The sequence below is a fragment of the Kineococcus aurantiacus genome, assembly GCF_013409345.1.
Lineage (GTDB): Bacteria > Actinomycetota > Actinomycetes > Actinomycetales > Kineococcaceae > Kineococcus > Kineococcus aurantiacus.
The window spans coordinates 640,656-665,987 of the sequence record NZ_JACCBB010000001.1; the positions used below are offsets into that span (position 1 = coordinate 640,656).

The window sequence follows — 25,332 nt, forward strand, 5'->3', positions numbered from 1 at the left end:
GGCTCGAGGGTCAGACGCGCGCGAGGTCGGCGGCGCCGATGATCCCGGCGTCGTTGCCCTTGCGGGCGGTGCGCAGCGGCGGCGGCTCGCGGTGGGTGCGACCGGAGAGGTTCTGCGCCAGGCTGATCCGCGCGGGGCCCAGCAGCAGCTCACCGGCCTGCGAGACGCCGCCGCCGATGACGACCACCTCGGGGTCCAGCATCGCGACGAAGCTGGCCACGGCCTCCCCCAGCCAGCGGCCGACGTCGGCCAGCAGCCGGGCGCAGCCGGGGTCCCCGGCCTGCGCCAGCCGGGTGATCAGCGGGCCGGTGACGTCGTCGAGGTTCCCCCCGACGGCCTCCAGCAGCGGCTTGCCCTCCTCGTCGCCGGCGCGCAGCAGGTCGCGGGCGTCGCGGACCAGGGCGTTGCCGGCCACGTACTGCTCCCAGCAGCCGGAGTTTCCGCAGCCGCAGGCGCGGCCGCCGGGGACGGCGCGCACGTGCCCGAGCTCGGCCGCGGCGCCGTTGGCCCCGCGCTGCAGGACGCCGCCGGTGACGATCCCGCCGCCCAGGCCCGTACCCAGGGTCAGCATCACCAGGTCGTCGACGGCCCGGCCGTGCTCGTCGAGGCCGCCGCCGAAGCGGTACTCGGCCCAGGCGGCGGCGTTGGCGTCGTTCTCGACGACGACGGGGGCCGCGACGCGGGCCTCGAGGTGGTCGGCGAGGGGCTCGTCGCGCCAGGCCAGGTTGGGGGCGAAGACGACGTTGCGGCGGCCGGCGTCGACGAACCCGGCCGCGGCGACCCCCACGGGGCCGAACTCGTGCGTGGTGCGCAGCTCGGCGACCGCGTCGGCGACGGCCTCGGCGATGGCGGCCGGGTGCGAGGCCGGGGTCTCCCGGCGCGTCTGGGCGATGATCTCGCCCCGGTGGTCGACGACCCCGGCGGCGATCTTGGTGCCGCCGATGTCGACGCCGACCGCGTTGCCGACCGCGGTGGGGACGGCGGGCGGAACGGGGTTCTGGGCTGGCTGCTCGACCATGCCGGTGCGGTTCTCCCTGCGACGTCGGCCCCGCACGGGCAGGGCGGCCGCGCGCACGCGCAGCCCTCGGGAGGTTACCGGGTGACCGGCACCACCCGGCGGGCGGTCGCGCCGGCCCTCACCCCAGGAGGGAGCCGAGCAGCGTCCCGCCGCCCAGCAGCAGCGCCGTCAGCCCGAGGGCCCCGCCGGCGGCGACGAGGGCCTTGGCCCGGGGCGAGCCCAAGCCCCGCGGCCCGGTGCGCTGGGAGGACGACAGCGCGCCGAGCATGCGGGCCACCTCGGCCTCGTCGAGGGTCGGCTGCCGGGCCGGGGCCTGCAGGTCGAGGGCCAGCTGGCCGTCCTCGTCCTCCAGGACGCGGACCGCGGCGCGGTCGGCGGCGGGACCGGCGGCCACGGGGGTCTCAGGGGTCACGGAGATCACGGAGGTCGCGCGGGCCGCGGGGGCCGGCAGCAGCGACGTGTGGCACAGCGAGCACCAGTCCTCCTCGGCCCGCGCCCGGGCCCCGCAGGACGGGCAGCGGTCGGGCCGGGCCACCGGGGCGGGCACGGGGGCCGCCGGCGCGGGGGCCACCGGCGCCGCGAGCCGGCTGACGGGCGCCCCGACCTCGACGGCCCCGAAGGCCGCCGACGTCGCCGTGGGCGCCGACCCCGCCGCGGCGCGGCGCGGCGCCCACCCGAGGTCCTCCCCCTCGGCCGGGTGCAGGCCGTCGAGGGAGGAGGTCGGCTGGTCCTGCCGCTGGTCCTGGCTCACCCGGAGGTCGTCGGCCCGCGGGAACCGCACCTTGAGGCCCGGCGTTGCCGGCACGAGCGCCACCGTGGCGTGCGAAGGAGCACGCCGGTACGCAGGTAGGGTCGTCCGCACCCGCTCGCCCCCGACGGCGGCGGACGATCGCGACCTCGCGGGGCAGCGAGAGCGACACAGGAGGAACAGTGCCGACCAGCTTCGGGCCGACCGGCTCCGGGCGCAGCAGCAGCGAACCGCCGCTCGTCCCACCGGCCACGACCGGCAACATGACCGACTGCGTGGTCCAGACCGCGCGCGAGGTCCCCGGCCACGTCAGCGCCAGCCGCAAGGGTGCGGACGGCAGCTGGCGCGACGTCACGGCCTCGGAGTTCCTCTCCGACGTCGTGTCCGTGGCCAAGGGCTTCCTCGCCGCCGGCATCGTCCCCGGCGACCGGGTCGGGGTCATGGGCCGCACGAGCTACGACTGGACGGTCGTCGACGTCGCGGGCTGGTTCGCCGGCGCCGTCACGGTCCCCGTCTACGAGACCAGCTCCGCCGACCAGGTCGAGTGGATCCTGTCCGACTCCGGCGCCGTGGCCTGCGTCGTGGAGACCAGCGCGAACGCCGCGCGCATCGCCTCGGTCCGCGACCGGCTGCCGGGGCTGCGGGACGTGTGGACGCTGGAGGCCGGCGCGCTGGAGGAGCTGCGCGCGGCCGGCCGGGAGGTCCCCGACGCCGACGTCGACCGCGCCCGCGCGGTGGCCGGCCCGGGGGACCCGATGACCGTCATCTACACCTCGGGCACCACCGGGCGCCCCAAGGGCTGCGAGCTGACCCACGGCAACTTCCTGGACCTGGCCCGCAACGCCGAGGCCGCGATCCCCGAGGTCCTGGGCCGTCCCGACGCCGCGACGCTGCTGTTCATCCCGCTGGCCCACGTCTTCGCCCGGTTCATCCAGGCGCTGTGCCTGGTGTGCCGGGTCCGCGTGGGGCACACGCCCGACGCCAAGGACCTGCTGGCCGACCTCGGCGGGTTCCGGCCGACGTTCATCCTCGCCGTGCCGCGGGTGTTCCAGAAGGTCTACAACGGCGCCGAGCAGAAGGCCGCCGCCGGCGGGAAGCTGCGCGCGCGGATCTTCGCCCGGGCCGCCGCCACGGCTGACGCGTGGTCGCGCTCCCTGGACACCGGCGGCCCCTCCCCCGCGCTGCGGCTGCAGCACCTGCTGTTCGACCGGCTCGTCTACTCCAAGCTGCGCGCCCTCATGGGCGGGCGCGTGGAGTACGCCGTCTCCGGCGGCGCCCCGATGGGCGAGCACCTGGCCCACTTCTTCCGCGGCGCCGGCCTGGTCGTCCTCGAGGGCTACGGGCTGACCGAGACGACCGCGCCGCTGGCCGTGAACCGGCCCTCCCGGATCCGGATCGGGACGGTGGGCCCACCGCTGCCGGGCACCGACCTCGCGATCGCCGACGACGGGGAGGTCCTGGCCCGGGGCGTCGGGGTCTTCCACGAGTACCGGGGCCGGGACCGCGAGACCGCGGAGGCCTTCGCCGACGGCTGGTTCCGCACGGGGGACCTGGGCTCGATCGACGAGTTCGGCCACCTGACGATCACGGGCCGCAAGAAGGAGATCATCGTCACGGCGAACGGCAAGAACGTCGTGCCCGCGGCGCTGGAGGACCGGCTGCGCGCGCACCCGCTCATCTCCCAGGCCGTCGTCGTGGGCGACGGGCGGCACTTCGTCGGCTGCCTGGTGACGCTCGACGAGGAGGCCCTGCCCTCGTGGGGGGCCCTGCACGGCAAGCCGGGCCTGGACCTGACCACCGCCCGCACCGACGCCCAGGTCCTGGCCGAGGTCCAGGCCGCGGTGGACGGGGCCAACGCGTCGGTCAGCCGCGCCGAGTCGATCCGCCGGTTCCGGGTGCTGGCCGAGGACTTCACCGTCGAGAACGGCTACCTCACGCCGTCGCTGAAGGTGAAGCGGCACGAGGTGCTGCACGACCTGGCCGCCGAGGTCGAGGCCATCTACGCCTCGTGAGGCGTCCGTGAACCGCCGGGACGGCGCGGTGCTGGGGGCGTGGGCGGCGCTGCTGGCGCTGGCCACGCACAGCGTCGTCCGCTACCGGTGGTGGATCGTCGCCGGGTACGTCGTGGTCGCCGCCGTCGTCGTCGCCTGCGCGGTGACGACGCGCGACGACCGGGACCGCCCCGCGCCGCGGTCCGGCGGCTGGGTGCCCTCGGCCGTCCTGGCGCTCGTGGGGCTGGTGCACCTGACCGTGGCGCCCTTCACGTACCTGACCACCGGCGGCCGGACCACGGTGCAGCTGGTGCTGGGGGTCGCGGCGTTCGCGGTGGCGGGGCTGCTGCTGCCCGGGCGCGGGACCTCGCGGGGGCTGGCGCTCACCGTGGCCGCCGCGGGTGCGGCGGCCGCCGGCGCCCTGGTCGTCACGGGCGACCCGGCGCCGCGCATCGACGTGTGGGTCGTCCTGCAGCAGGCCGCCGACGCCATGGCGCGCGGGGAGTCGATCTACGGCCGCCGGTGGGTCGGGTCCCCGGGCATCTCCGACGCCTTCGCCTACCTGCCGTGGACGGCGGTGCTGTCGGCCCCGGGACGCTGGGTCGCGGGGGACGTGCGGTGGGCGATGCTCCTGCTCGTCCTGGTCAGCGCGGTCGCCGTGGCGGCCGTGGGCCGCTGGCGGCGCGGTGCCGTCGGGGCCGCCGCCCTGCTGCTGCTGGCCCCCGGGTCCAGCACGCTCGTGGAGCAGGCCTGGACCGAGCCGACGGTGCTTGTGGGGCTGGCGCTGTGGGCGTGGCTGGTGCGGGCCGACCGGGCGTGGTGGTCGGTGGTCCCGCTCGCGGTCGCCCTGGCCGGCAAGCAGCACGTCGTGGCGCTGCTGCCCCTGCTGGCGGTGTGGCCGCGGTTCGGCTGGCGGCGCGCGGTGGTGGCCACCGGCGGGGCCGGGCTGCTCGTGGCGCCGTGGGCCCTGACGGGGCCGGCGGTGTTCTGGCACGACACGGTCGAGACGATGCTGGGCCTGCCGCCGCTGCGGTTCGCCGACACCCTCTACACCCTGGTGCTCAACGAGACGGGCGTGCAGCTGCCGCTGCCCGTCGTCGGGGTGGGGGTGCTGGCGGTCCTGGCCGCGGCGGTCGTGACGCTGCGCCGCCGCCCGGTCGGGCTGGGCGGGGTGCTGACGTGGTGCGCCGCGGTGCTGCTCGTGGCGAACCTGCTGAACAAGCAGGCGTTCTACAACCAGTTCTGGCTCGTGGGGGCGCTGCTGCTGCTGGCCGTGGCCGCCTCGGCCGGGGCCCTCAGCTCCCCGGGGTGGCGGGGTCGGCCGGAACGTCGCGCCCGGCCAGCAGGTCCGCCAGCCGGCGCGTCTGCTCCGCCCAGCCCCAGCGCCGGCTGACCCACTCCCGGCCCGCGGCCCCCCACGCCCGGGCCCTCGTCCCGTCCTGCAGGAGGTCCGCGACGCGGTCGGCGACCTGCCCGACGTCGCGGCCGTCGACGACCGTGCCGTTGACCCCGGGCAGGACCGCGTCGGGGGCGCCACCGGAGTCGCCCGCGACGACGGGCAGCCCGCAGGCCGCGGCCTCGAGGTAGCAGATGCCCAGCGCCTCCGGTTCCAGGCCGCCCAGGCGGGTGCGGGTGGGCATGCAGAACACGTCCCCGGCGGCGTAGTACGCCGGTGCCCGCTCCCAGGGCACGGCCCCGGTGAGGACGACGTGCTCGCGCACGCCGGTGCGCTCGGCGAGCCGCTCCACCGCCGCCCGGTGCGGGCCGTCGCCCACGACGAGCAGGGCCGCGCCGGGGACCCGGCTGCGGATGCGCGGCAGCGCCCGGACGAGGACGTCCTGCCCCTTGCGGGCCACGACCCGCGACACGCACACGACCACGGGCCGGTCGCCCAGGCCGAGCTCGGCGCGGACCCGGGCGCGGGCCGCCGGGTCGGGCCGGAACACCTCGACGTCGACGCCGGGGGTCAGCCGCCGCATCCGGGACCGGGCCGCGGGGGTCAGGGGGCGCTCGACGCGCGAGCGGCACCAGTCCCCCAGGTAGGTGACGGTGTCGTTGCCCTCCCCGATGCGCCGCAGCGCCTCCCGGGAGCCGGGCAGGCTGGACCACCACACCTCATGGCCGTGGGTGGTGGCGACGGTGCGCCGCACCCCGGCCCGGCGCAGCGCCGGGGCCATCAGCCCCAGGGGGGCGGCGGCGCCGAACCAGACCCGGTCCGCGCCGTGCTCGCGGGCCGTGCGCTGGACCCGGCGGGTGATGCCGGGGGTGGGCACCATGAGCGGGGACGGGTCGCGGACCACGCTGATCCCGGCGGCGGCGAGCGCCGCGTCGGTCGCCGCGTCCCCGCGCTGGCGGGCGGTGTGCACGACGACGCGCCCACCGCCGACCTCCGGCAGCCGCCGGACCACGGCGTGCACGAAGGACTCGATGCCGCCGGTGCGCGGGGGGAAGTCGTTGGTGACGACGAGCGTGCTCACGACCCCCACCCCACCAGGTCGGCCGCGACGTCGGCGCGCCAGGTCGCCACGACGTCGTCGAGGGGGCGCCCCAGGGTCTGCGGGCAGGCGTCCGGCAGCGGGGTGCCGGTCCACACCGCGCGGACCAGGGCGGTGACGGCGGGCGTGCCGGATACCCGGGCCGCGGAGGTCACGAGCGTCCAGGCGGCGGCGTAGGCGAGCTGGGCCCGGGCGGGGTCGGTGAAGTCGTCGTCGGCGGGGACCCGCGGAGGGCCGGGGTCGGTGAGCAGCGCTGCGGCCAGGGCCGTGGCGGGGACGTCGCGGTGCAGGCGGGCGACGTGGTCGGCGTAGCCCTCGGTCAGCCAGCGCGGTACCACGGCCCCGGCCGGGCGGGCGGTGGCCCGGGTGGCGACGTGGACGAGCTCGTGGGTGAGGGTGATCGTGCGGCCCAGGGGGCTGAGCGCGGCGAAGCGCTCGGTGGACAGCACGACGCGCACGCCGGCGGGCCGGCCGTCGGCCAGGGCGGCGTCCAGGCCGACGGCGACGGCGTCGAGGTCGGCCGCGGCCCCGGTGAACCGGGAGACGTCGGCGGCCGTGGGCACGACGACGACGGCCGTCCCGCGGGGCCAGCCGGTGCCCCAGGCCGCGTCGACCCGGGCGGTCGCGCCGGCCAGGTCGGCCGCCACCTGACGGCCGACCTCGCCGACCTCGCCGACCTCGCCGACCCCGCCGACGTGCAGCACCACCCCGCCGTCGGTGCGCTGCGCGGTGACGTCGCCGAGGTCCCACGGCTGCGGCGTCCCCGCCGCTCCCGGGGCGCCCGCCGGCAGGTGCAGCGCACCGTCCCAGCCGGCGCGGAAGTCCCCCGCCACCGCGCGGCCCTCCCCCGCGACGCGGACGCGCAGCAGGCCGCGGACCTCACCGCCGACGACCCGGGGGCCCTCGACGGCCCAGTCGGCCAGCCCCGCCGCCGCGGCGCGGGCGTCGGTCCGGCGCACGGCCTCGCGGTCCGGTGCGGCGTACCCGGCCGCGGCGGCGTCGAGGTCACCGGCGCTCAGGGCTCGGGCGCGGGCGGCGAGGGCGTCGCGCACGTCCGGCGCCGGGGACGAGCAGGCCGCCAGCGCGAGGGGCGCGAGGAGCAGGGGCCGTCGCGGGAACGACGGACCGGGGCGCACCCGGTCATCATCCCGCCTGACGCCCCGTGGACGGCCCGGCGTGCCGGCCGGTGCGCTGGGCCGGGCGGGGACGCGTCGTCAAGCGCAGCGGCGGGACGAGCCCGGAGGCCGCGAGGACCTCGACCGCACCCACCTCCTCGGCGTCCAGGCGGGCGTCACCGGGCACGCCGAGCAGGACGGAGACGACGCACTCGGAACAGGCGTGCGGGCGGACCGTGCAGCTGTCGCAGTCGATGAGCACCGGGACCTCCACCTCCTCAGGGACCGGTCACCCCGACCGGCGCCGCCGACTGTGGCACCCACCTCCGACACGACCTCGAACGCCCGTTCGACCTCGGGCGGGCGTGTCGCGCGCCGCCGTGTCCGCCCCGTCGCCTACGGTCCGCCCATGCCCGGCAGCACGAGCGTCCAGACCAGCTTCGAGGACCTGGGGCAGCCGCTGTCCGAGGTCACCTTCGTGGTCGTGGACCTCGAGACGACGGGGGGACCGCCCGCGGGGGCCGGGATCACCGAGGTCGGCGCCGTGAAGGTGCGGGGCGGGCAGGTGCTGGGCGAGTTCCAGACGCTGGTCCGGCCCGACGCGGCGATCCCGGCGTTCGTGCAGGTCCTGACGGGCATCACGAACCGGATGGTCGCCTCGGCCCCCGGCGTGCGCGAGGTCCTGCCGAGCTTCCTGGAGTTCGCTGGGTTCGACCGGGGCGCGGTGCTCGTGGCGCACAACGCCCCCTACGACGTCTCCTTCCTCAAGGCCGCCTGCGAGCTGTCCGAGCGGCCCTGGCCCCGGCCCCGCGTGGTCGACACCGTGGTGCTGGCCCGCCAGCTGGTGGACCGCGACGAGGCGCCGGACCGCAAGCTGGGGACCCTGGCCCGGCTGTTCGGCACGGCGACGACCCCGGACCACCGCGCGCTGCACGACGCCCGGGCGACCGTGGACGTGCTGCACGCCCTGCTGTCCCGGGTCGGCAACCGCGGGGTGCACTCCCTGGAGGACCTGTCGGCCTTCGCCGCGACGGTGGTGAACCCGGCGCGGCGGGCCAAGAAGCACCTCGCCGTGGGGCTGCCGTCGGCCCCGGGCGTCTACCAGTTCCGCGACGGGGCGGGCCGGGTGCTGTACGTGGGGACGTCCGTGGACGTGCAGCGGCGCGTCCGCTCGTACTTCACGGCCTCGGAGACGCGCCCGCGGATGACGGAGATGGTGCGGGCGGCGACCACGGTCGTGCCGGTGGTGTGCGCGACGCCGCTGGAGGCCCGCGTGCGCGAGCTGCGGCTCATCGCCGAGCACGCCCCGCCGTACAACCGCCGCTCGAAGCAGCCGGAGAAGGTGAGCTGGGTGAAGCTGACCGCCGAGGCGTGGCCGCGGCTGTCGATCGTCCGGCAGGTCCGCGACGACACGGCCGCCGGCGCGCAGTACCTGGGCCCCTTCCGCTCGGCGCGGACGGCCGAGCTCGCGGTCGAGGCCCTGCACGAGGTCCACCCGCTGCGCCAGTGCACCCGCCGGATCCCCAGGACGCCGACGGCCACCGGGCCCGGCGCGTGCGTGCTGGCCGAGATCGGGCGCTGCGGCGCGCCCTGCCTGGGGCCGGCGCGCGGCGGCCAGGACGCGGCCTCGTACGCCGAGGTCGTCGACGCGGTGCGGCAGTCCCTGCGCGCCGACGCGAGCGCCGCCCTGACCCACGGCCAGGACCGGCTGCGGCGGCTGGCGGCGCAGGAGCGCTACGAGGAGGCGGCCGCGGCGCGGGACCGGCTGGAGGCCTTCCTGACCACCGCCGAGCGGGCCCAGCGGCGCGCGCCGGTGGCCGCCGCCCCCGAGCTCGTCGCCGCCCGCCGCGCCGAGGCCACTCCGGGCTGGCCCGGTGGCGGGTGGGAGGTGGTGCTCATCCGGTACGGCCGCCTGGCGGGGACGTGCCTGACCCCGCGCGGGGCGGACCCGGTGCCGCACATCGACGCGCTGCGCGCCACCGGCGAGGTGGTCGCACCCCCCGGCCCGGGCCGCCCGGGCCTGCTCGTGGAGGAGACCGACGTCCTGCTGGGCTGGCTGGAGCAGCCCGGGGTGCGGCTGGTCTCCCTCGAGGGGGCCGACGCCTCCCCCTGGGCGTGCCCGGTGCGCGGGGCGGGCTGGGCGAGGAGCCGGTTGCGGGCGGCCCCGGTAGCCTCTCCGGCGTGATCACCGCCATCGTCAACGTGGCCTGCGACGGCCGGCGCATCCCCGAGGTCGCCCAGACCCTCGCCGAGCTCGACGGCGTCAGCGAGGTCTACTCGGTGACCGGGGACGTCGACCTGGTCGTCATGGTCCGCGTGCGCGAGCACGAGCACCTCGCCGACGTCATCGCCGGGGGCATCAGCCGGGTCGAGGGGGTCGTCTCCACGACGACCAACATCGCCTTCCGGGCCTACTCTCGGCACGACCTGGAGTCGGCGTTCGCCCTCGGCTTCGACTGACCCCCCGCTCAGCGGGAGGCGGCCACCCAGCGGTCGAGCACGTCCGCGGCGGCGCCGGAGTCCAGCGAGGCGGACGCGAGCCGCACGCCCTCGCGCAGGTGCTCCACGAGCGAGCCGGCGACGTCGCCGGGCCCGCCGCGCACCCCGGCCGCGACGAGCGCGGCCGCGGCGTTGAGGACGACGGCGTCGCGCACGGGCCCGCGCTCACCGGCCAGCACGTCCCGCGCCACCCGCGCGTTGAACGTCGCGTCGGCCCCGCGCAGGTCCGCGAGCGTCGCCGGCCGCATCCCGAGGTCGGCGACGGGGTCGAGCCCGACCTCGGTCACGGTCCCGCCGTCGACGACCCACACCCGGGCCGCCTCGGTCGTGGTGAGCTCGTCGAGGCCGCCCGCGCCGCGGAAGACGAGGGCCTGGGTGCGCCGCCCGGCGAGCACCTCGGCCACGAGCGGGGCGATCCGGAGGTCGGCGACGCCGATCGCGGTGGCCCCGGCCCGCGCCGGGTTGGTGAGCGGCCCCAGGACGTTGAAGGCCGTGGGGACGCCGAGGCCGCCGCGCGCGCCGGCCGCGTACCGCATGGCCGGGTGGAAGACCTGGGCGAAGCAGAAGGTGATGCCGACCTCGACGGCGAGCTGCCCGACGCGGGTGGGCGGCAGGTCCAGCCGGACCCCCAGGGCCTCGAGCACGTCGGCGGAGCCGGAGGAGGACGTCGCGGCGCGGTTGCCGTGCTTGACGACGCGGTGCCCGGCGCCGGCCAGCACGAGCGAGCCCATGGTGGAGATGTTCACGGTGTGGGCGCGGTCGCCGCCGGTGCCGACGAGGTCGACGATCGGGCCGGGCACGTGCAGCGGGACGGCGTGGGACAGCATCGCGTCGGCCAGGCCCGCCAGCTCGGCGCTGGTCTCGCCCTTGGCCCGCAGGGCGACGAGGAAGCCGGCCAGCGCGACGTCGCCGGCCTCCCCGCGCATCACCTGGTCCATGGCCCAGCCGGCCTCGTCCGCGGCGAGGTCACGACCGGCCAGGAGCTCGGTCAGCAGCCGGGGCCACGTGGGTGCGGCGGTGGTCATGGCGTCCTCGGCTCCCCGGGGTCCGGCGGCAGGTGGTGCCGCTGGCGCAGCGGCGTCCCGCACCCTACTGACCGCCTCCCGGGGCGCTCGCGGCCCCCGGGGGACCGGCCCGCCCAGATCGATACCGGACTGTGACCGTCGGGGTGAGGACGACCTCACCGGGAGGGCCCTCCACGCAGGATCCACGCGGGGCGCGCACCTCCGGCACGGGCCCTGCACACCCGGTGGCGAACCTCCCCCGACCGGCTCAATGGAGATCTACGACACGTTGTCGGTGGGCCGGGCGGCGAACCCCGGCAGGGGTGGGGCATGATTGTCGCCGTGGCGAGTGCACAGGCTGTCCAGAGCAGTACCCCGAGTCCCGCTCACGGGTCCGTGAACCGGCCGAACATGGTGTCGGTCGGCGTGATCGTGTGGCTGTCCAGCGAGCTGATGTTCTTCGCCGGGCTGTTCGCCATGTACTTCACGATCCGCTCCGTGGCCCCGGACCTGTGGCAGTCGGGCCCGGCGCAGCTCAACGTCCCGTTCTCCACCGTGAACACGATCATCCTGGTGATCTCGTCGTTCTGGTGCCAGTTCGGCGTCTTCGCCGCCGAGCGCTTCCAGCCGCGCCGCACGGGCTCCCTCCTGCAGTTCTCCAAGTGGGGCATGCAGGAGTGGTTCATCCTCACGTACGCCTTCGGCGGCATCTTCGTCATCGGCCAGGTCTTCGAGTACGCCGAGCTGGCCCACAAGGGCCTGACGATCGCCACGAACGCCTACGGCTCGGTCTTCATCCTCGCCACCGGGTTCCACGGCATCCACGTCTTCGGCGGGCTCATCGCCTTCCTCATGGTGATCGGCCGCTCCTTCGCCTCCAAGCGCTTCGGCCACCAGGAGGCGACGAGCGCGATCGTCGTCTCGTACTACTGGCACTTCGTCGACGTCGTGTGGATCGGCCTGTTCACCGTCATCTACGTGCTCAAGTAACGGACCCCCCGACGGCCCGGTTCCCGCCAGCGCCCAGCACAGCCCAGAACGCCCCGTAGGAAGCGAGCACCAGCACCGTGACCAGGACCCTCACCGCACTCAGCGCCCGGCGGCGCCACCCTCTGGCCGTCGTCGTCCTGATCGCGCTGGCGCTCCTCCTCGTCGGCGGCCTCTACACGGCCCTGGCCCCCCGCGAGGCGCAGGCGACCACCGCGACGGCCTCGGCCGACGACATCGAGGCCGGCAAGAAGCTCTTCCTGGCCAACTGCTCCACCTGCCACGGCATCAACGCCCAGGGCGGCGGCATCGTGGACGGCGCGAACCCGGGCCCCTCCCTCATCGGCGTGGGCGCCGCCTCGGTCGACTTCCAGGTCGGCACCGGCCGCATGCCGCTGGCCCAGTCCGGCGCGCAGGCCCCCGAGGTGGACAAGGTCCGCTTCTCGCAGGAGCAGATCGACCAGATGGCGGCGTACATCGCCTCCCTGGCCCCGGGCCCGGCCATCCCGACCGACGAGCAGCTCGACACCAGCACCGTCTCGGACGAGCAGCTGGCCGAGGGCGCCGCGATCTTCCGCACCAACTGCGCCATGTGCCACAACTCCCAGGGCAAGGGCGGTGCGCTGACGGCCGGCAAGTACGCCCCGGACCTGACCAACACCTCGGCCAAGCACATCTACGAGGCGATGCAGACCGGCCCGCAGTCGATGCCGGTCTTCAACGACAACAACATCAGCTCCGAGGACAAGACGGCCATCATCGCCTGGCTGACCAACCGCAGCGGCACCGAGGACGTGCGCACCGACCCGGGCGGTCTCACGCTGGGGTCGCTGGGTCCGGTCTCCGAGGGCCTGGTCGCCTGGATCGCCGGCATCGGCGCCCTCATCGGCGTCTCCATCTGGCTGGGGATGAAGTCGTCCTGATGACCACCTCGACGAGCAGCGACACCGCGACACACGTGAAGGAACCGGACGGGCAGGGAGCATGAGCGACATCGAACGCGCCGACGAGGCGCACGGGCAGCCGGGGACGACCCTGGCCAAGCCCGGGGGCGGCGTTCCCGACCGCTTCGAGAACCCGGGTCTGCCGCCGCACAAGCACCGCATGGGCGACACCGACCCCCGGGCCGCCAAGCGCGCCGAGCGGCAGGTGGCCTTCTTCCTGCTGCTGTCGATCCTCGGCTCGATCGGGATCATCGTCTCGATCGTGGCGATCAAGTACGACGGCAGCTTCGACCGGATCAGCCTGTCGACCAAGGCCATCGGCCTGTCGATGTTCCTGTCCCTGTTCGCCCTCGGCGTCGGCGCCGTGCACTGGGCCAAGACGCTCATGCCCGACGACGAGCGCATCGACATGCGCCACCGCCAGCGCGGCACCACCGCCGAGCGCGAGGAGGCCGTGGCCATCCTCAAGGAGGGTGCCTCCGAGGCCGCCCTGGGCCGCCGGCCGCTGATCCGCAACACCCTGATCGGCGCCCTGGCGCTGTTCCCGATCCCCGCGGTCTTCTTCTTCCGCGACACCGGGCCGCTGCCGGGCAACCAGCTCTCCACCACCATGTGGACCGAGGGCACCTACCTGACCAAGGACCCCGAGGGTGGCCGCATCCGGGCCGCCGACGTGACCCTGGGCTCGGTCGTGCACGTCCTGCCCGAGGGCATCGAGGAAGTCGACCACCCGCTGAACGAGAAGGCCAAGTCCGCCGTCCTCATCATGCGGCTGGACCAGAACCTCCTCACCGAGAAGCAGAACGAGTGGGGGGTCGACGGCACCGTCGCCTACTCCAAGATCTGCACCCACATGGGCTGCCCCGTGGCCCTGTACGAACAGCAGACCCACCACCTGCTGTGCCCCTGCCACCAGTCGACCTTCGACCTGACGCAGGACTGCAAGGTGATCTTCGGCCCCGCCAAGCGGGCCCTCCCCCAGCTGCCGATCGCAGTGGACGACGAGGGTTACCTGGTGGCGACGAGCGGCTTCCACGAAGCCGTGGGCCCGAGCTTCTGGGAGCGCGGATGAGCACCATCGACAAGGCGGCGGGCGGCGTCGCCAACTTCGCCGACGACACCGTCGGCGCGAGCAAGGTCGTCAACGGGTTCGCCCGGAAGATCTTCCCCGACCACTGGTCGTTCATGCTCGGCGAGATCACGCTGTACAGCTTCGTGATCCTGCTCCTCACCGGGACGTTCCTGACGTTCTTCTACGAACCGAGCGCGGCCGAGACGACCTACACGGGCGGGTACATCCCCCTGACGGGTCAGCACGTCTCGGAGGCGTACGAGTCCTCCCTGCGGTTGTCGTTCGACATCCGCGGCGGTCTGCTCATGCGCCAGGTCCACCACTGGGCGGCGCTGGTCTTCGTGGCCGCGACGATCGTCCACATGGCCCGCGTGTTCTTCACCGGCGCCTTCCGCAAGCCGCGCGAGATCAACTGGGTCATCGGCTCGATCCTGGCCATCCTGGCGGTCTTCGAGGGCTTCACCGGCTACTCGCTGCCCGACGACCTGCTGTCCGGCACCGGGATCCGCATCGCCCAGGCGATCATCCTGGCCGTCCCGGTGGTCGGCAGCTACATCAGCTTCTTCCTCTTCGGCGGCGAGTTCCCCGGGACCGACTTCATCCCGCGGTTCTTCACCATCCACATCCTGCTGCTGCCGGCGGTCATCCTCGCGCTGGTCGCCGTCCACCTGATGCTGGTCGTCGTGCACAAGCACACCCAGTACCCCGGGCCCGGGCGCACCGAGGACAACGTCGTCGGCTTCCCGCTCTTCCCGGTGTACATGGCCAAGGCCGGCGGGTTCTTCTTCATCGTCTTCGGCATCATCGCGGCGCTGGGTGCGCTGGTGCAGATCAACGCGATCTGGGCCTACGGCGCGTACGACCCCTCCCCCGTCACGGCCGGTTCGCAGCCGGACTGGTACATGGGCTGGCTCGACGGTGCCGTCCGCCTCACGCCGGGCTGGTTCGAGTTCAGCCTGTTCGGCTTCACCTTCTCGATGAACATCTTCATCCCGACCACCGTGGTGATCCTGTTCACGATGGGCGTGATGGTCCTCTACCCGTGGATCGAGCAGGCCGCGACGGGTGACCGCCGCGAGCACCACCTGCTGGACCGCCCGCGCAACCAGCCGACGCGCACCGCGCTCGGCGTCATGGCGCTGACGTTCTACATCCTGCTGTGGGTCTCGGGCGGCAACGACATCGTCGCCCACATGATGAGCCTGTCGATCAACGACATCACGCGGTCGCTGCGCGTCCTCATCTTCGTCCTGCCCGCCCTGGCGTTCGTGGTCACCAAGCGCATCTGCCTGGGGCTGCAGCGCAAGGACCGCGAGAAGGCGCTGCACGGCCGGGAGACGGGCCGCATCGTCCGCCTCCCCCACGGCGAGTTCATCGAGGTCCACGCCCCGCTGACCGAGCTGGAGCGCTGGACCCTCGTCCAGCACGACAACCTGCGACCCATGGAGATCGAAGACCGCGTCGACGCCGGCAACCCGGACACGCTGTACGGCAAGGTCCAGCGCCGCCTGTCGAAGTTCTACTTCGAGGACCGCGTCGAACCGGTGACGCCGGCCGAGCTGGCCGCGTCCCACCACGACCACCACAACGCGCTCGAGACGGCTCACGCCGACGAGCTCGACCGTGGTGACAATCCGGCCATCGCGACGTCGCAGACGACGCACGGCTGACGCACCCCATGCAGAAGGGCCCCGAGCCACCGGCTCGGGGCCCTTCTGCGTGAGCCCCGCACCCGACCAGAACAGTTAGGCTCTCGCCCCGTGACCAACCCCCTCGCCCCCGGCAGCCTCTCCGGCAAGCGCGTCCTCATCACCGGTTCCTCCCGCGGCATCGGCGCCCAGACCGCGACCTACGTCGCCGAGGCGGGCGCCTCCGTGGTGATCAACTACCGCAGCAAGGCCCCGCGCGCGGAGAAGCTCGTCCGGACGCTCGCCGAGGCCGGCGCGACGGCCGTCGCCGTCGGCGCCGACCTCACCGACCCCGCGTCGGTGACGGCGATGTTCGACCGGGCGCGCGAGGAGTTCGGCGGTCTGGACCTGCTGTTCCTCAACGCCTCCGGCGGGATGGAGCAGGGCATGGCCGAGGACTACGCGATGCAGCTCAACCGCGACGCGCAGGTCAACGCGCTGAAGACCGCACTGCCTCTGATGGCGCCCGGCTCGCGCATCGTCTTCGTGACGAGCCACCAGGCGCACTTCATCAACACCGTCGAGACGATGCCCGAGTACGAGCAGGTGGCCCGCAGCAAGCGCGCCGGCGAGGACGCGCTGCGCGAGCTGATCCCCACGATCGAGGCCGCGGGCGTGGAGTTCGTCGTCGTCTCCGGCGACATGATCGAGGGCACGATCACCGCGACCCTCCTCGAGCGCTCCAACCCCGGCGCCCTCGCCACCCGCAAGGAGGCGGCGGGCAAGCTGTACGACGTCGCCGAGTTCGCCGCCGAGGTGGCGCTGGCCGCGGTCGAGCCGGTCCCGGCCGACCACACGCGCTACGTCGGGGACATCTCCAGCTTCACCGGCTGACGGGGCGCTGCGGCGTCAGACCGCGCGCTGACGCCGCAGCCGCAGCAGCGCCACCCACGCCGGGGGGACGCGCAGCCAGAAGGTCAGGGCCCGGTGCAGCAGCGCCGCCGACAGGGCCGCCTCGGCCCCCAGGCCCGTCGCGACCAGGCCCGCGGCCAGCGCCGCCTCGGAGGCACCGATGCCCCCGGGGACCGGTACGGCCGCGGTCACCGCGGAGCTGCCGACGACGACGAGCACCAGCAGGGCGACGGGCGGTTCTCCCCCGACGGCCCGAGCGCAGCACGCCAGCGTGGCCGCGAACCCCAGCGGGACGGCCAGGTGCCCGGCCAGGGCGACCACGACGCGCACGGGGTGGGTCAGGACCCGCCGCAGCGCCGGCCACTCCGCCCGGACCGGCCGCACGACCTGGTCCACCGCGAACCGGCGCGCCCTCGGCCAGGAGCGGACGACGAGCAGCCCGAGCAGGACGAGCAGCACCCCCGCGCCCAGGACCGGCCACGGCAGCGACACCGCGGTGTCGGGGTCCCGTCCCACCGCGACGAGGCAGCCGACGATGAGCAGCCCCGTCACGACGAAGGACGTCGACTGCACGATGCCGATCGTCGTGGCCGCCACCGCCAGCGGCAGCCCGCGCTGCTGCAGGAAGCGGACGGTCAGCGCCACCCCGCCGGTGCTGGACGGGGTGACGAGGTTGACGAAGGACGTCGCCAGCCACAGCGCCGCAGTCCGCCCGACGGGCAGCGGGACGGGCGACAACGCCGCCATGGACGCCACATTGCCGAACAACGGCACCAGCGAGCACGCGGCGGCCGCCCACACCCACCGCGCGTCGGCCGACCGCAGCCGCTCCCCCAGGTCGGCCGCCTCCAGCCGCCGGGCCAGCACGACGAGCGCGACGACGGTGGCGACGGCCAGGACGACGCGCCACACCCGGCGACCGGCCCCCCGTCGCCTCAGGCGTGCAGCGCGGAACCCTGCTGCCACTGCTCGTACGTCTCGTTCCACACGTTGAAGCCGTTGCCCGGCTCGATGGTGCGGTCGCTGCCGGTGTAGACGACGACGTCCCCCACCTTGGAGTTGTCGAACATCCACTTGGCGTTCTCGGTGCTCATCCCGGTGCAGCCGTGGCTCACGTTGGCCTTGCCCTGAGAGGCGACCGACCAGGGGGCGGCGTGCAGGAACTCCCCCGAGTTGGTCACGCGGAGCGCGTACTGGACGTCCACGTTATAGTAGTTCGGGTCGTCCTGCCCGATGCCGGTCGTCTCCGAGTTCATCTGCCGGGCCGCCTCCAGGCTCATGATCACCTTGGTGCCGCTGCGGGTGGTGAACTGCCCCCCGCTGCCGGACTGCCCCAGGGTCACCGGGATGGTCTTGAGCAGCTCACCGTCGCGGGTGACGGTCAGCGTGTGGGCGGCGATGTCGACGGTGCTGACCATGGCGGAACCGATGGTGAAGTCGATGTCGCGGGTCTTGCCCCACACCCCCGGGGACACCTCCACGGCCCCGAGGTCGACGTCGAGGTGCACGGCCGAGTGGGCCGGCCAGTACTGCGCGGGCCGGAACTCGACCTTGCTGTCCGACTGCCAGCTCCACGAGCCCTCGACGGCGTTCGGGCTGGCGGTGACCTTGAGGTTCTGCTCGACGACCGCCCGGCGGTCGTCGGCCACGGGTGAGTCGAAGGTGACGATGATCGGCATCCCCACGCCGACCTCCTTGCCGGCCAGCGGCGCGACCGCCGGGAACGCCGTCTCGGCCGGGGTCAGGGTCGTGAGGGTGGACTGGTGGGTCGTGGAGCCACCGGAGGCGCCCGCGGCGACGGCGTGCACCGAGTAGGCCGTCCCGGTCGTCAGCGTCGCCGAAGACGTCCAGGTGGTGCCGGCCGGGTCGAGCGCGCCGGCCAGCGGGGTCCCGTCGGCCGCGGTGACGGTGACGTCGGTCAGCGTGCCGTCGGTGACGGTGACGGTGACGGGCGCGTCGGGGCGGACATCCACGGCGGCGTCGGCGGGGGTGACGGTGATGGTCGCGGGCGTGGCCGACGGCGACGGCGAGGCGGAGGCCCCGGCCCCGGTGCCCACCGCGCCGGACTTGGACTGGCAGGCCGCGACGGCCGGGACGGCGGCTGCGGCCAGCAGCGCGCCGACCAGCGTCCGCCGGCGCAGGACGGTCGACGGCCCAGAGTGCTTCATCACATGTCGTTCTCCCCCGGAGCGCGGACGCCCCCTCGTGTGTCCCCCGCCGGTCATGGTCGCACCCGGACGGTCCATCCACAGGACGCCGCGCAGATCCGATCCGTTGCACCCGCGCAGGTCACGATCCGGTGAACGCAGGAGGGGCCCTGCACCGTCTCCGGTGCAGGGCCCCTCCTGTCATGCGGGCTCAGTGGGCGTGCTCGCCCTTGTAGTACTCGAACACCCAGCCCACGATCATCGGGACGGAGATCACGACGCCGATGAGCCAGAGCCACCAGCCGACCGCCACGCCGAAGAACGTGATCGCGCCACCGGCGGCCAGGTAGAGCGGCCACCAGGAGTGCGGGGAGAAGAAGCCCTGCTCCCCCGCGCCCTCGGAGATGTCGGCCCGCGGGTTGTCCTCGGGACGCTCGTCGATGCGCCGGGCCGTGATGGTGAGGTACGTGCCGACGAGGACGGCCAGCCCACCGGTGAGGAGCAGGGCGATGAAGCCCACCCACTCGTCCCAGCGGGTCAGCATCCCGTAGACGAAGGCGACGGGGATGAAGAACAGGATCCCGCCGGAGAACAGCCAGGTTTCAGGCTTCATCGGTCAGTGCCCTCCGTGGACGTCTTCACGGCCGCGACGGTCCGAGCCGCCGTAGACCGCATCGAGCAGGTTGCCGCCACCGTCGTGGTTGTCGTGCGCCGCGACCTCGGGGTGGTGCAGGTCGAAGGCGGGACGCTCGGAACGGATGCGCGGCAGCGAGTGGAAGTTGTGCCGCGGCGGCGGGCAGGACGTCGCCCACTCCAGGGACGCGCCGTAGCCCCACGGGTCGTCCACGGTGACCTTCTCGCCGAAGCGGGCGGTCCGGTAGACGTTCCACAGGAACGGCAGGAAGGACAGACCCAGGATGAACGAGCCGATCGTCGAGATCTGGTTCATCGTGGTGAAGCCCTCACCGACGAGGTAGTCGGCGTAACGGCGCGGCATGCCGGCCGCCCCCAGCCAGTGCTGGATGAGGAACGTCGTGTGGAACCCGACGAACAGCAGCCAGAAGTGCAGCTTGCCCCAGCCCTCGTGCAGCATCTTGCCGGTGAGCTTGGGCCACCAGAAGTAGAAGCCGGCGAACATCGCGAACACGACGGTGCCGAAGACGACGTAGTGGAAGTGCGCCACGACGAAGTAGGAGTCGGACAGCTGGAAGTCCAGCGGCGGGGCGGAGAGGATGACGCCGGTGAGCCCCCCGAAGAGGAACGTCACGAGGAACCCGACGCTCCACAGCATGGGCGTGTCGAAGGTCAGCGACCCGCGCCACATCGTCCCGAGCCAGTTGAAGAACTTCACGCCCGTCGGGACCGCGATGAGCATCGTCATGAACGAGAAGAACGGCAGCAGGACCTTGCCGGTCACGTACATGTGGTGGGCCCAGACCGTCACCGACAGGCCGGCGATGGAGATGGTCGCGAAGACCAGGCCCTTGTAGCCGAAGACCGGCTTGCGGCTGAAGACCGGGAAGATCTCGGTGACGATGCCGAAGAACGGCAGCGCGATGATGTAGACCTCGGGGTGACCGAAGAACCAGAACAGGTGCTGCCACAGGATCGGCCCGCCGTTGGCGGCCTCGAAGACGTGGGCGCCCATGATGCGGTCGGCGGCCAGGGCCAGCAGCGCGGCGGCCAGGACCGGGAAGGCCATCAGGACCAGCACGCTCGTGATGAGCGTGTTCCAGGTGAAGATCGGCATCCGGAACATCGTCATGCCGGGAGCGCGCATGCAGATGATCGTGGTGATGAAGTTGACCGCGCCGAGGATGGTGCCGAAGCCGGAGAAGGCCAGGCCCATGACCCACAGGTTGCCGCCCAGCCCCGGGGAGTGGACGACGTCGCTCAGCGGCGCGTAGGCGAACCAGCCGAAGGAGGCCGCACCGCTGGGGGTGAGGAACCCGGCCGCGGCGGTCAGACCACCGAAGAGGAACAGCCAGTAGGCGAACATGTTCAGCCGCGGGAACGCCACGTCCGGGGCGCCGATCTGCAGCGGCATGATCGCGTTGGCGAAGGCGGAGAACAGCGGCGTCGCGAAGAGCAGCAGCATCACCGTGCCGTGCATGGTGAACGCCTGGTTGTACTCGTTCTTGGTGTTGAACACCTGCATGCCGGGCTCGAACAGCTCGGCCCGGATGAGCAGGGCCATGACGCCGGCGATGAGGAACCAGATGAACGAGGTGATGAAGTACAGGTTCCCGATGACCTTGTGGTCGGTCGAGGACAGCCAGTTGGCCATGACGCGCCCGCGCGAGCGGGGCAGGACGGCGCCCAGCGGCTGCCGCGAGGTGACGCGCGCCGCGCCACCCGGCAGGTTGAAGCTCTCGGTGGCCATCAGTCCTCCTGCTCGTTCGAGACGACCGAGTCGGCCTGGACGTTGGCGAGCTCCTCGTCACCGGCCAGGGTCGTCGGCAGCGAACCGGTTTGGCCCGCCGCTGCGAGGTCGTCCAGGTGCTGCTGGTACTCCTCGGCCGAGACGACCTTCACGTTGAAGAGCATCTCGGAGTGGTACTCACCGCAGAGCTCGGCGCACTTGCCCTTGAAGTCGCCCTCCTTGGTGGGGGTCACCTGGAACTTGTTCGGGCTGCCCGGGATCATGTCCATCTTCATGAGGAACGCCGGGACCCAGAACGAGTGGATGACGTCACGGGAGTACAGGTCGAACTCGACCGTCTCGCCGACGGGCAGGTACAGCGTCGGGAGCTCGTTCTCCACGCCCGACTCGCCGCTGAGGTCGGCCTGGCGTCCGGTGTCGTAGACGCCCGGCTGCGCCGAGGTGCCGTTGCCCTCGAGGTAGTTGAAGTCCCAGGACCACTTCTTGCCGACGACCTGGATCGTGACGTCGGGGCTCTTGGAGGTGTCCAGGATGGCCTGCTGGTCGCGGGCCACGTAGTAGAAGAGGACACCGACCATCATGACCGGGACGATCGTGTAGAGGATCTCGATCGGCATGTTGTAGCGGACCTGGGCCGGCAGCTCGGGGTCGTTCTTGCGACGGCGGTACGCCACGACGCACCAGATCGTCAGGCCCCAGACCAGGATGCCGACGGCCAGCGCGGCGATCCACGAACCGTCCCAGAGCAGCGAGATGCGCTCGGTCATGTTCGTGGCGCCGATGCTGTCGTCCGGCAGGAAGAAGTTGCTCGCCGAGGCGTCCGGCCAGTCGGCCGCGCAGCCGCTCAGCAGAACGGTCGCCCCCCCGGTCAGGGCGCCGGCGACCAGCGCCTTGGGGGGACGGCGACGACGCGTCGCGCCCGAGTCTCGCGTGCCCAACGTCGGCCTTCCCACGGTGCGTGCAGTGAACGGGGACGAATCGTGTCCGTGACGCGTTGGTCCTGGGCAGGCTCGTCCCTCCGACACAGAGACTACCCCCCGTCGTAGTCGTTCGGCCGATCGGGGCGCGCCGGACCTGCGGGCTCCAGCAGCGGGGGCACGGGCAGGGCCAGGGCCGTGCTCAGCAGGCGCTGGTAGACCGGGCGCGCGACCTCCTCGACCCCGAGGGTGGCCAGGTGCCCGGTGCGCCACTGCACGTCGACGAGCCGGCCGCGCACGCCGTCGGCGGTGAGCAGGTCGGCCAGCGCCACCACGGCCGCCTTGGAGGCGTCGGTGACCCGGTGGAACTTGGACTCGGCGGCGAACAGGCCCCCCAGGCCCACGCCGTACAGGCCCCCCGCCAGCGCCCCGTCGCACCACACCTCCACCGAGTGCGCCCACCCGAGCCGGTGCAGCCGCCCGTAGGCGCGGGCGACGCCCGCGGTGATCCACGCCCCCGGCCGGGAGGGGTCGGCGCAGCCCGCGACGACGTCGTCGAAGGCCGTGTCGACGCGCACCTCGAAGCGGCGCAGCGACCGGCGCAGCGAGCGGGAGACGTGCACGCGCTCGGGGACGAGCACCCCGCGCGGGTCCGGCGACCACCAGCCCAGCGGTGCGCGCCCCCCGCCGCCGAGCCCCATGGGGAAGAAGCCGTGGCGGTAGGCCTCCAGCAGCGTCGCGGCGTCGAGGTCGCCGCCGGAGGCGACGAGGTCCTCGCCGTCCTCGACGGCCAGGTCGGCGAAGCCGAACCGGGCCGGGCCGACGTCGAGGCGCGGGCGGCCCGCCGGCCGGTGCGGGAAGGGCCGGGCCCACACGCGATCGGCCCCCGCACCCCGGACGGGTGCGAGGGCCGATCGGTGCGGCGGACCGTCAGCTGAAGGAGTCACCGCAGGCGCAGCTGCTCCCGGCGTTCGGGTTGTCGATGGTGAAGCCCTGCTTCTCGATGGTGTCGGCGAAGTCGATCGTCGCGCCGTCGAGGTACGGGGTGCTCATCTTGTCGACGACGACCTCGACCCCGCCGAAGTCGCGCAGCGCGTCCCCGTCGAGGGTGCGCTCGTCGAAGTAGAGCTGGTAGATGAGCCCCGAGCAGCCGCCGGGCTGGACCGCGATGCGCAGCCGGAGGTCGTCGCGACCCTCCTGCTCGAGCAGCGTGCGGACCTTCGTCGCGGCCACGTCGGTGAGCAGGACCCCGTGGGTCGGGGTCGTGTCCGTGGTGGTGGTCATGAGCATCGTCTCCGGGAGCGCTCGCGGTGGTCTGTCGTCGGTCCAACCGCGGCCTGGCGCGGTCTGTTCCCCGACGAGGTTACGACGGGCGGGCCAGGCCGTCGAGCAGGAGGACCTCCGCCAGGCACACCCGGGCGAAGTCGCCCAGGTGCAGGGACTCGTCGGCGCCGTGGGCGCGGGAGTCGGGGTCCTCCACGCCCGTGACGAGGATCGCCGCGTGCGGGTACGCCGCGGACAGGTCCGCGACGAACGGGATCGAGCCGCCCATGCCCGTCTCGACGGCCTGCGCCCCGAAGGCCGCGGTCAGGGCGCGGCGCGCGACGGCGTGGGCCCGCGTGGAGGTGTCGGCCGAGAAGGCCTGCCCCTCCTCGCCGTCGTCCACCCGCACGCGCGCCTCGAAGGGCGCGTTGGCCAGCAGGTGGCGCCGCAGCGCCGTCATGGCCTCCGACGGGTCCTGGCCGGGGGCGGTGCGCATGCTGACCTTGGCCCGGGCCGAGGGGATCAACGTGTTGCTGGCGCGGTCGACGGGCGTGGCGTCCAGGCCGATCACCGAGATGGCCGGCTTGGTCCACAGCCGGTCGGCGACCGTGCCCGTCCCGGCCAGCCGGACGCCCGGCAGCACCCCCGCGTCGGCGCGGAAGGTCGCCTCGTCCAGGTCGACGACCGGCGCGGTGGAGGCGACCAGCCCGTCGACCGCGACGTCGCCGTCCTCGTCGTGCAGCGTGGCCAGCAGCCGGGCCAGGCACGTCAGCGCGTCCAGCACCGGGCCGCCGTTGACGCCGGAGTGCACGGCGTGCGAGAGGACGTCGACCGTCACGTCGCAGTCGACGAGGCCGCGCAGCGTCGTCGTCAGGGCCGGCACGCCCACGCGCCAGTTGGAGGAGTCGGCCACGACGATGACGTCGGCGGCCAGCGCCGCGCGGTGCTCGTCCAGGAACGCCGCGAAGGTCGGCGACCCGATCTCCTCCTCCCCCTCGACGAAGACCGTCACGCCCACGCCGTCCTGCGGTCCCCACGTCGGCAGCAGGGTGCGCAGCGCGTGGACGTGGGCCATGACGCCGGCCTTGTCGTCGGCGGCCCCGCGGCCGAAGAGGCGGCCCCCGCGCTCGGCCGGCTCGAACGGCGGGCTGGTCCAGTCCTCGTCCCGGCCCGGGGGCTGCACGTCGTGGTGGGCGTAGAGCAGGACGGTGGGCGCCCCCGCGGGGGCGGGGCGGTGGGCGACGACCGCGGGCAGGGACTCCAGCTCCCCCCCGTCCGCCGCGGCCCGCGCGGTGAGGACCTCCACGCGGGGCAGCCCGGCCCCGCGCAGCAGGTCGGCCACGGCCGCGGCGCTGGCGTGCACGTGCGCGACGTCGAAGGCGCGCGCCGAGACGCTCGGCACGCGCACGAGGGCCTCCAGGTCGGCGCGGGTGGCGGCGTCCTGGGCGGCCGAGGCCCGGCGCAGCTCCTCCAGCCGGCTCTCGTCGATCGCGTCGTCACCGGGGACGTCGGGGGTCTGCTCGCTCACCCGCGCGACGCTACACAAGGGACCCGGCGCGGCGGTGGACCCGGCCGCGGGCCCCCGCCGGTGACGTACCCTTCATCTCGTGTTCGGACGCTCGAAGGAGAAGTCGGCCCCCGCCGCGCAGGAGTCGCCCGCCGTCGAGCTGACGAAGGTCGGCGGCAAGGGGCGCCCCACGCCGCGGCGCAGCGAGGCCCAGGCCCGCAACGCGCGGCCGCTGGTCCCGGCCGACCGCAAGGCCGCCCAGAAGCTGAGCCGGGAGGCCCAGCGCGCCGAGCGCGCCAAGATGCAGGCCGCGCTCCTGACCGGCGACGAGCGCTACCTGCCGGTCCGCGACCGGGGGGCGCAGAAGCGGTTCGTGCGCGACGTCGTCGACGCCCGCCGCAACGTCGGCGAGTACTTCCTCATCATCGCCGGCGTCTCGCTGGTGCTCTCGATGGTCGCCTCGCCGCTGAAGTCGCAGGTCCTGCTGCTGGGCACCACGCTCCTCATCTACGCGATGCTCGCGGTCGTCGTCGTCGACAGCGTGCTGCTGGGCCGCCGGATCCGCCGCGCCGTCGCCGCGAAGTTCCCCGAGCCCGAGCGCGGGCTGGTCTCCTACGGCATCACCCGCGCGCTGCAGATCCGCCGCATGCGCCGCCCGGTCCCGATGGTGGCCCGCGGCGCCCACCCGAGCTGAGCCGAGCC

General features: G+C 74.0%; 24 protein-coding genes. 10 read left to right on the top strand and 14 right to left on the bottom strand.

The features are described from left to right. Positions 1-10: 10 nt before the first annotated feature. Both BJ968_RS03080 and BJ968_RS03085 read right to left on the bottom strand, forming a co-directional pair. A complete protein-coding gene (locus tag BJ968_RS03080; RefSeq protein WP_179756120.1) occupies positions 11-1,018 on the bottom strand; it encodes an ROK family glucokinase in 1,008 nt (335 codons plus the stop codon). Between the two features lie 118 nt (positions 1,019-1,136). Further along, complete coding sequence (locus tag BJ968_RS03085; RefSeq protein ID WP_179749119.1) at positions 1,137-1,823, bottom strand: hypothetical protein; 687 nt, start codon at positions 1,821-1,823, stop codon at positions 1,137-1,139. Between the two features lie 206 nt (positions 1,824-2,029). Between BJ968_RS03085 and BJ968_RS03090 the strand changes: the two genes are divergently transcribed. Beyond that, complete coding sequence (locus BJ968_RS03090) at positions 2,030-3,778, top strand: AMP-dependent synthetase/ligase (RefSeq protein WP_179756122.1); 1,749 nt, start codon at positions 2,030-2,032, stop codon at positions 3,776-3,778. Positions 3,779-3,785: 7 nt separating this feature from the next. Then, positions 3,786-5,150 (top strand): hypothetical protein, encoded by a 1,365-nt coding sequence (locus BJ968_RS03095; protein ID WP_179749121.1) that lies wholly within the window; start codon positions 3,786-3,788, stop codon positions 5,148-5,150. Here the strand turns inward: BJ968_RS03095 and BJ968_RS03100 are convergent. From BJ968_RS03100 to BJ968_RS03110, 3 genes are read right to left on the bottom strand one after another with little or no spacing between them, the layout of a single operon-like run. Further along, on the bottom strand, positions 5,053-6,234 hold the full coding sequence (locus BJ968_RS03100) for a glycosyltransferase (RefSeq protein ID WP_179749123.1): 1,182 nt from the start codon (positions 6,232-6,234) through the stop codon (positions 5,053-5,055). The genes BJ968_RS03095 and BJ968_RS03100 overlap by 98 nt on opposite strands. Next, positions 6,231-7,388, bottom strand: coding sequence for a hypothetical protein (locus tag BJ968_RS03105; protein WP_179749125.1), 1,158 nt, complete (start codon positions 7,386-7,388; stop codon positions 6,231-6,233). Before BJ968_RS03105 ends, BJ968_RS03100 begins: the two co-directional genes overlap by 4 nt. A gap of 7 nt (positions 7,389-7,395) precedes the next feature. After that, positions 7,396-7,629: a hypothetical protein gene (locus BJ968_RS03110; RefSeq protein ID WP_179749127.1), complete on the bottom strand. Its 234-nt coding sequence runs from the start codon at positions 7,627-7,629 to the stop codon at positions 7,396-7,398. A gap of 147 nt (positions 7,630-7,776) precedes the next feature. Between BJ968_RS03110 and BJ968_RS03115 the strand changes: the two genes are divergently transcribed. Continuing rightward, positions 7,777-9,552, top strand: coding sequence for a DEDD exonuclease domain-containing protein (locus tag BJ968_RS03115; RefSeq protein WP_179749129.1), 1,776 nt, complete (start codon positions 7,777-7,779; stop codon positions 9,550-9,552). Next, positions 9,549-9,827 carry an Lrp/AsnC ligand binding domain-containing protein gene (locus BJ968_RS03120; RefSeq protein ID WP_179749131.1) on the top strand — a complete coding sequence of 93 codons (279 nt, stop codon included), beginning with the start codon at positions 9,549-9,551 and terminating at the stop codon, positions 9,825-9,827. The genes BJ968_RS03115 and BJ968_RS03120 overlap by 4 nt, the downstream gene beginning before the upstream one ends. 8 nt (positions 9,828-9,835) lie before the next feature. On the opposite strand, the gene trpD is transcribed toward BJ968_RS03120, so the two are convergent. Then, the gene (trpD, locus tag BJ968_RS03125; protein ID WP_179749133.1) at positions 9,836-10,891 is read right to left on the bottom strand and encodes an anthranilate phosphoribosyltransferase; all 1,056 of its coding nucleotides are present in this window, start codon (positions 10,889-10,891) and stop codon (positions 9,836-9,838) included. Between the two features lie 309 nt (positions 10,892-11,200). Between trpD and ctaE the strand changes: the two genes are divergently transcribed. The 5 genes from ctaE to BJ968_RS03150 all read left to right on the top strand — a co-directional run bounded on the left by ctaE (position 11,201) and on the right by BJ968_RS03150 (position 16,395). After that, positions 11,201-11,860: an aa3-type cytochrome oxidase subunit III gene (gene ctaE / locus BJ968_RS03130; protein WP_179749135.1), complete on the top strand. Its 660-nt coding sequence runs from the start codon at positions 11,201-11,203 to the stop codon at positions 11,858-11,860. A gap of 77 nt (positions 11,861-11,937) precedes the next feature. Continuing rightward, positions 11,938-12,780, top strand: a complete 843-nt coding sequence (gene qcrC / locus BJ968_RS03135) for a cytochrome bc1 complex diheme cytochrome c subunit (protein WP_179749137.1) — start codon at positions 11,938-11,940, stop codon at positions 12,778-12,780. A 61-nt stretch (positions 12,781-12,841) separates the two neighbouring features. Next, on the top strand, positions 12,842-13,873 hold the full coding sequence (gene qcrA / locus BJ968_RS03140) for a cytochrome bc1 complex Rieske iron-sulfur subunit (protein ID WP_179749139.1): 1,032 nt from the start codon (positions 12,842-12,844) through the stop codon (positions 13,871-13,873). Continuing rightward, positions 13,870-15,543 (top strand): cytochrome bc1 complex cytochrome b subunit, encoded by a 1,674-nt coding sequence (qcrB, locus tag BJ968_RS03145; RefSeq protein ID WP_179749141.1) that lies wholly within the window; start codon positions 13,870-13,872, stop codon positions 15,541-15,543. Before qcrA ends, qcrB begins: the two co-directional genes overlap by 4 nt. 90 nt (positions 15,544-15,633) lie before the next feature. Continuing rightward, positions 15,634-16,395: an SDR family oxidoreductase gene (locus BJ968_RS03150; RefSeq protein WP_179749143.1), complete on the top strand. Its 762-nt coding sequence runs from the start codon at positions 15,634-15,636 to the stop codon at positions 16,393-16,395. Positions 16,396-16,410: 15 nt separating this feature from the next. Here BJ968_RS03150 and BJ968_RS03155 read toward each other — a convergent pair whose 3' ends face one another. The 8 genes from BJ968_RS03155 to BJ968_RS03190 form a co-directional block, all read right to left on the bottom strand. Beyond that, positions 16,411-17,325 (bottom strand): lysylphosphatidylglycerol synthase domain-containing protein, encoded by a 915-nt coding sequence (locus BJ968_RS03155; protein WP_179749145.1) that lies wholly within the window; start codon positions 17,323-17,325, stop codon positions 16,411-16,413. A gap of 23 nt (positions 17,326-17,348) precedes the next feature. After that, positions 17,349-18,581, bottom strand: coding sequence for a L,D-transpeptidase (locus BJ968_RS03160; RefSeq protein WP_179749147.1), 1,233 nt, complete (start codon positions 18,579-18,581; stop codon positions 17,349-17,351). Between the two features lie 190 nt (positions 18,582-18,771). Then, positions 18,772-19,173 (bottom strand): cytochrome c oxidase subunit 4, encoded by a 402-nt coding sequence (locus BJ968_RS03165; RefSeq protein ID WP_179749148.1) that lies wholly within the window; start codon positions 19,171-19,173, stop codon positions 18,772-18,774. A gap of 3 nt (positions 19,174-19,176) precedes the next feature. After that, positions 19,177-20,943 (bottom strand): aa3-type cytochrome oxidase subunit I, encoded by a 1,767-nt coding sequence (ctaD, locus tag BJ968_RS03170; protein ID WP_179749150.1) that lies wholly within the window; start codon positions 20,941-20,943, stop codon positions 19,177-19,179. Continuing rightward, positions 20,943-21,881 carry an aa3-type cytochrome oxidase subunit II gene (gene ctaC, locus BJ968_RS03175; RefSeq protein ID WP_218884735.1) on the bottom strand — a complete coding sequence of 313 codons (939 nt, stop codon included), beginning with the start codon at positions 21,879-21,881 and terminating at the stop codon, positions 20,943-20,945. Before ctaC ends, ctaD begins: the two co-directional genes overlap by 1 nt. A 92-nt stretch (positions 21,882-21,973) precedes the next feature. Continuing rightward, positions 21,974-22,735 (bottom strand): leucyl/phenylalanyl-tRNA--protein transferase, encoded by a 762-nt coding sequence (gene aat, locus BJ968_RS03180; protein WP_343077781.1) that lies wholly within the window; start codon positions 22,733-22,735, stop codon positions 21,974-21,976. Between the two features lie 55 nt (positions 22,736-22,790). Next, on the bottom strand, positions 22,791-23,144 hold the full coding sequence (locus tag BJ968_RS03185) for a HesB/IscA family protein (RefSeq protein ID WP_179749154.1): 354 nt from the start codon (positions 23,142-23,144) through the stop codon (positions 22,791-22,793). A gap of 79 nt (positions 23,145-23,223) precedes the next feature. Next, the gene (locus BJ968_RS03190; RefSeq protein WP_179749156.1) at positions 23,224-24,651 is read right to left on the bottom strand and encodes a M20/M25/M40 family metallo-hydrolase; all 1,428 of its coding nucleotides are present in this window, start codon (positions 24,649-24,651) and stop codon (positions 23,224-23,226) included. Positions 24,652-24,730: 79 nt separating this feature from the next. Between BJ968_RS03190 and BJ968_RS03195 the strand changes: the two genes are divergently transcribed. After that, complete coding sequence (locus BJ968_RS03195) at positions 24,731-25,324, top strand: DUF3043 domain-containing protein (RefSeq protein ID WP_179749158.1); 594 nt, start codon at positions 24,731-24,733, stop codon at positions 25,322-25,324. The last annotated feature ends 8 nt before the right edge of the window (positions 25,325-25,332 follow it).

Coding starts and splice junctions, on each gene's coding strand:
- BJ968_RS03090 (WP_179756122.1), top strand. CDS start 2,030: ATGACCGACTGCGTGGTCCAGACCGCGCGCGAGGTCCCCGGCCACGTC.
- BJ968_RS03160 (WP_179749147.1), bottom strand. CDS start 18,581: ATGAAGCACTCTGGGCCGTCGACCGTCCTGCGCCGGCGGACGCTGGTC.
- ctaE (WP_179749135.1), top strand. CDS start 11,201: ATGATTGTCGCCGTGGCGAGTGCACAGGCTGTCCAGAGCAGTACCCCG.
- BJ968_RS03185 (WP_179749154.1), bottom strand. CDS start 23,144: ATGACCACCACCACGGACACGACCCCGACCCACGGGGTCCTGCTCACC.
- BJ968_RS03115 (WP_179749129.1), top strand. CDS start 7,777: ATGCCCGGCAGCACGAGCGTCCAGACCAGCTTCGAGGACCTGGGGCAG.
- trpD (WP_179749133.1), bottom strand. CDS start 10,891: ATGACCACCGCCGCACCCACGTGGCCCCGGCTGCTGACCGAGCTCCTG.
- BJ968_RS03165 (WP_179749148.1), bottom strand. CDS start 19,173: ATGAAGCCTGAAACCTGGCTGTTCTCCGGCGGGATCCTGTTCTTCATC.
- qcrA (WP_179749139.1), top strand. CDS start 12,842: ATGAGCGACATCGAACGCGCCGACGAGGCGCACGGGCAGCCGGGGACG.
- qcrB (WP_179749141.1), top strand. CDS start 13,870: ATGAGCACCATCGACAAGGCGGCGGGCGGCGTCGCCAACTTCGCCGAC.
- ctaD (WP_179749150.1), bottom strand. CDS start 20,943: ATGGCCACCGAGAGCTTCAACCTGCCGGGTGGCGCGGCGCGCGTCACC.
- BJ968_RS03080 (WP_179756120.1), bottom strand. CDS start 1,018: ATGGTCGAGCAGCCAGCCCAGAACCCCGTTCCGCCCGCCGTCCCCACC.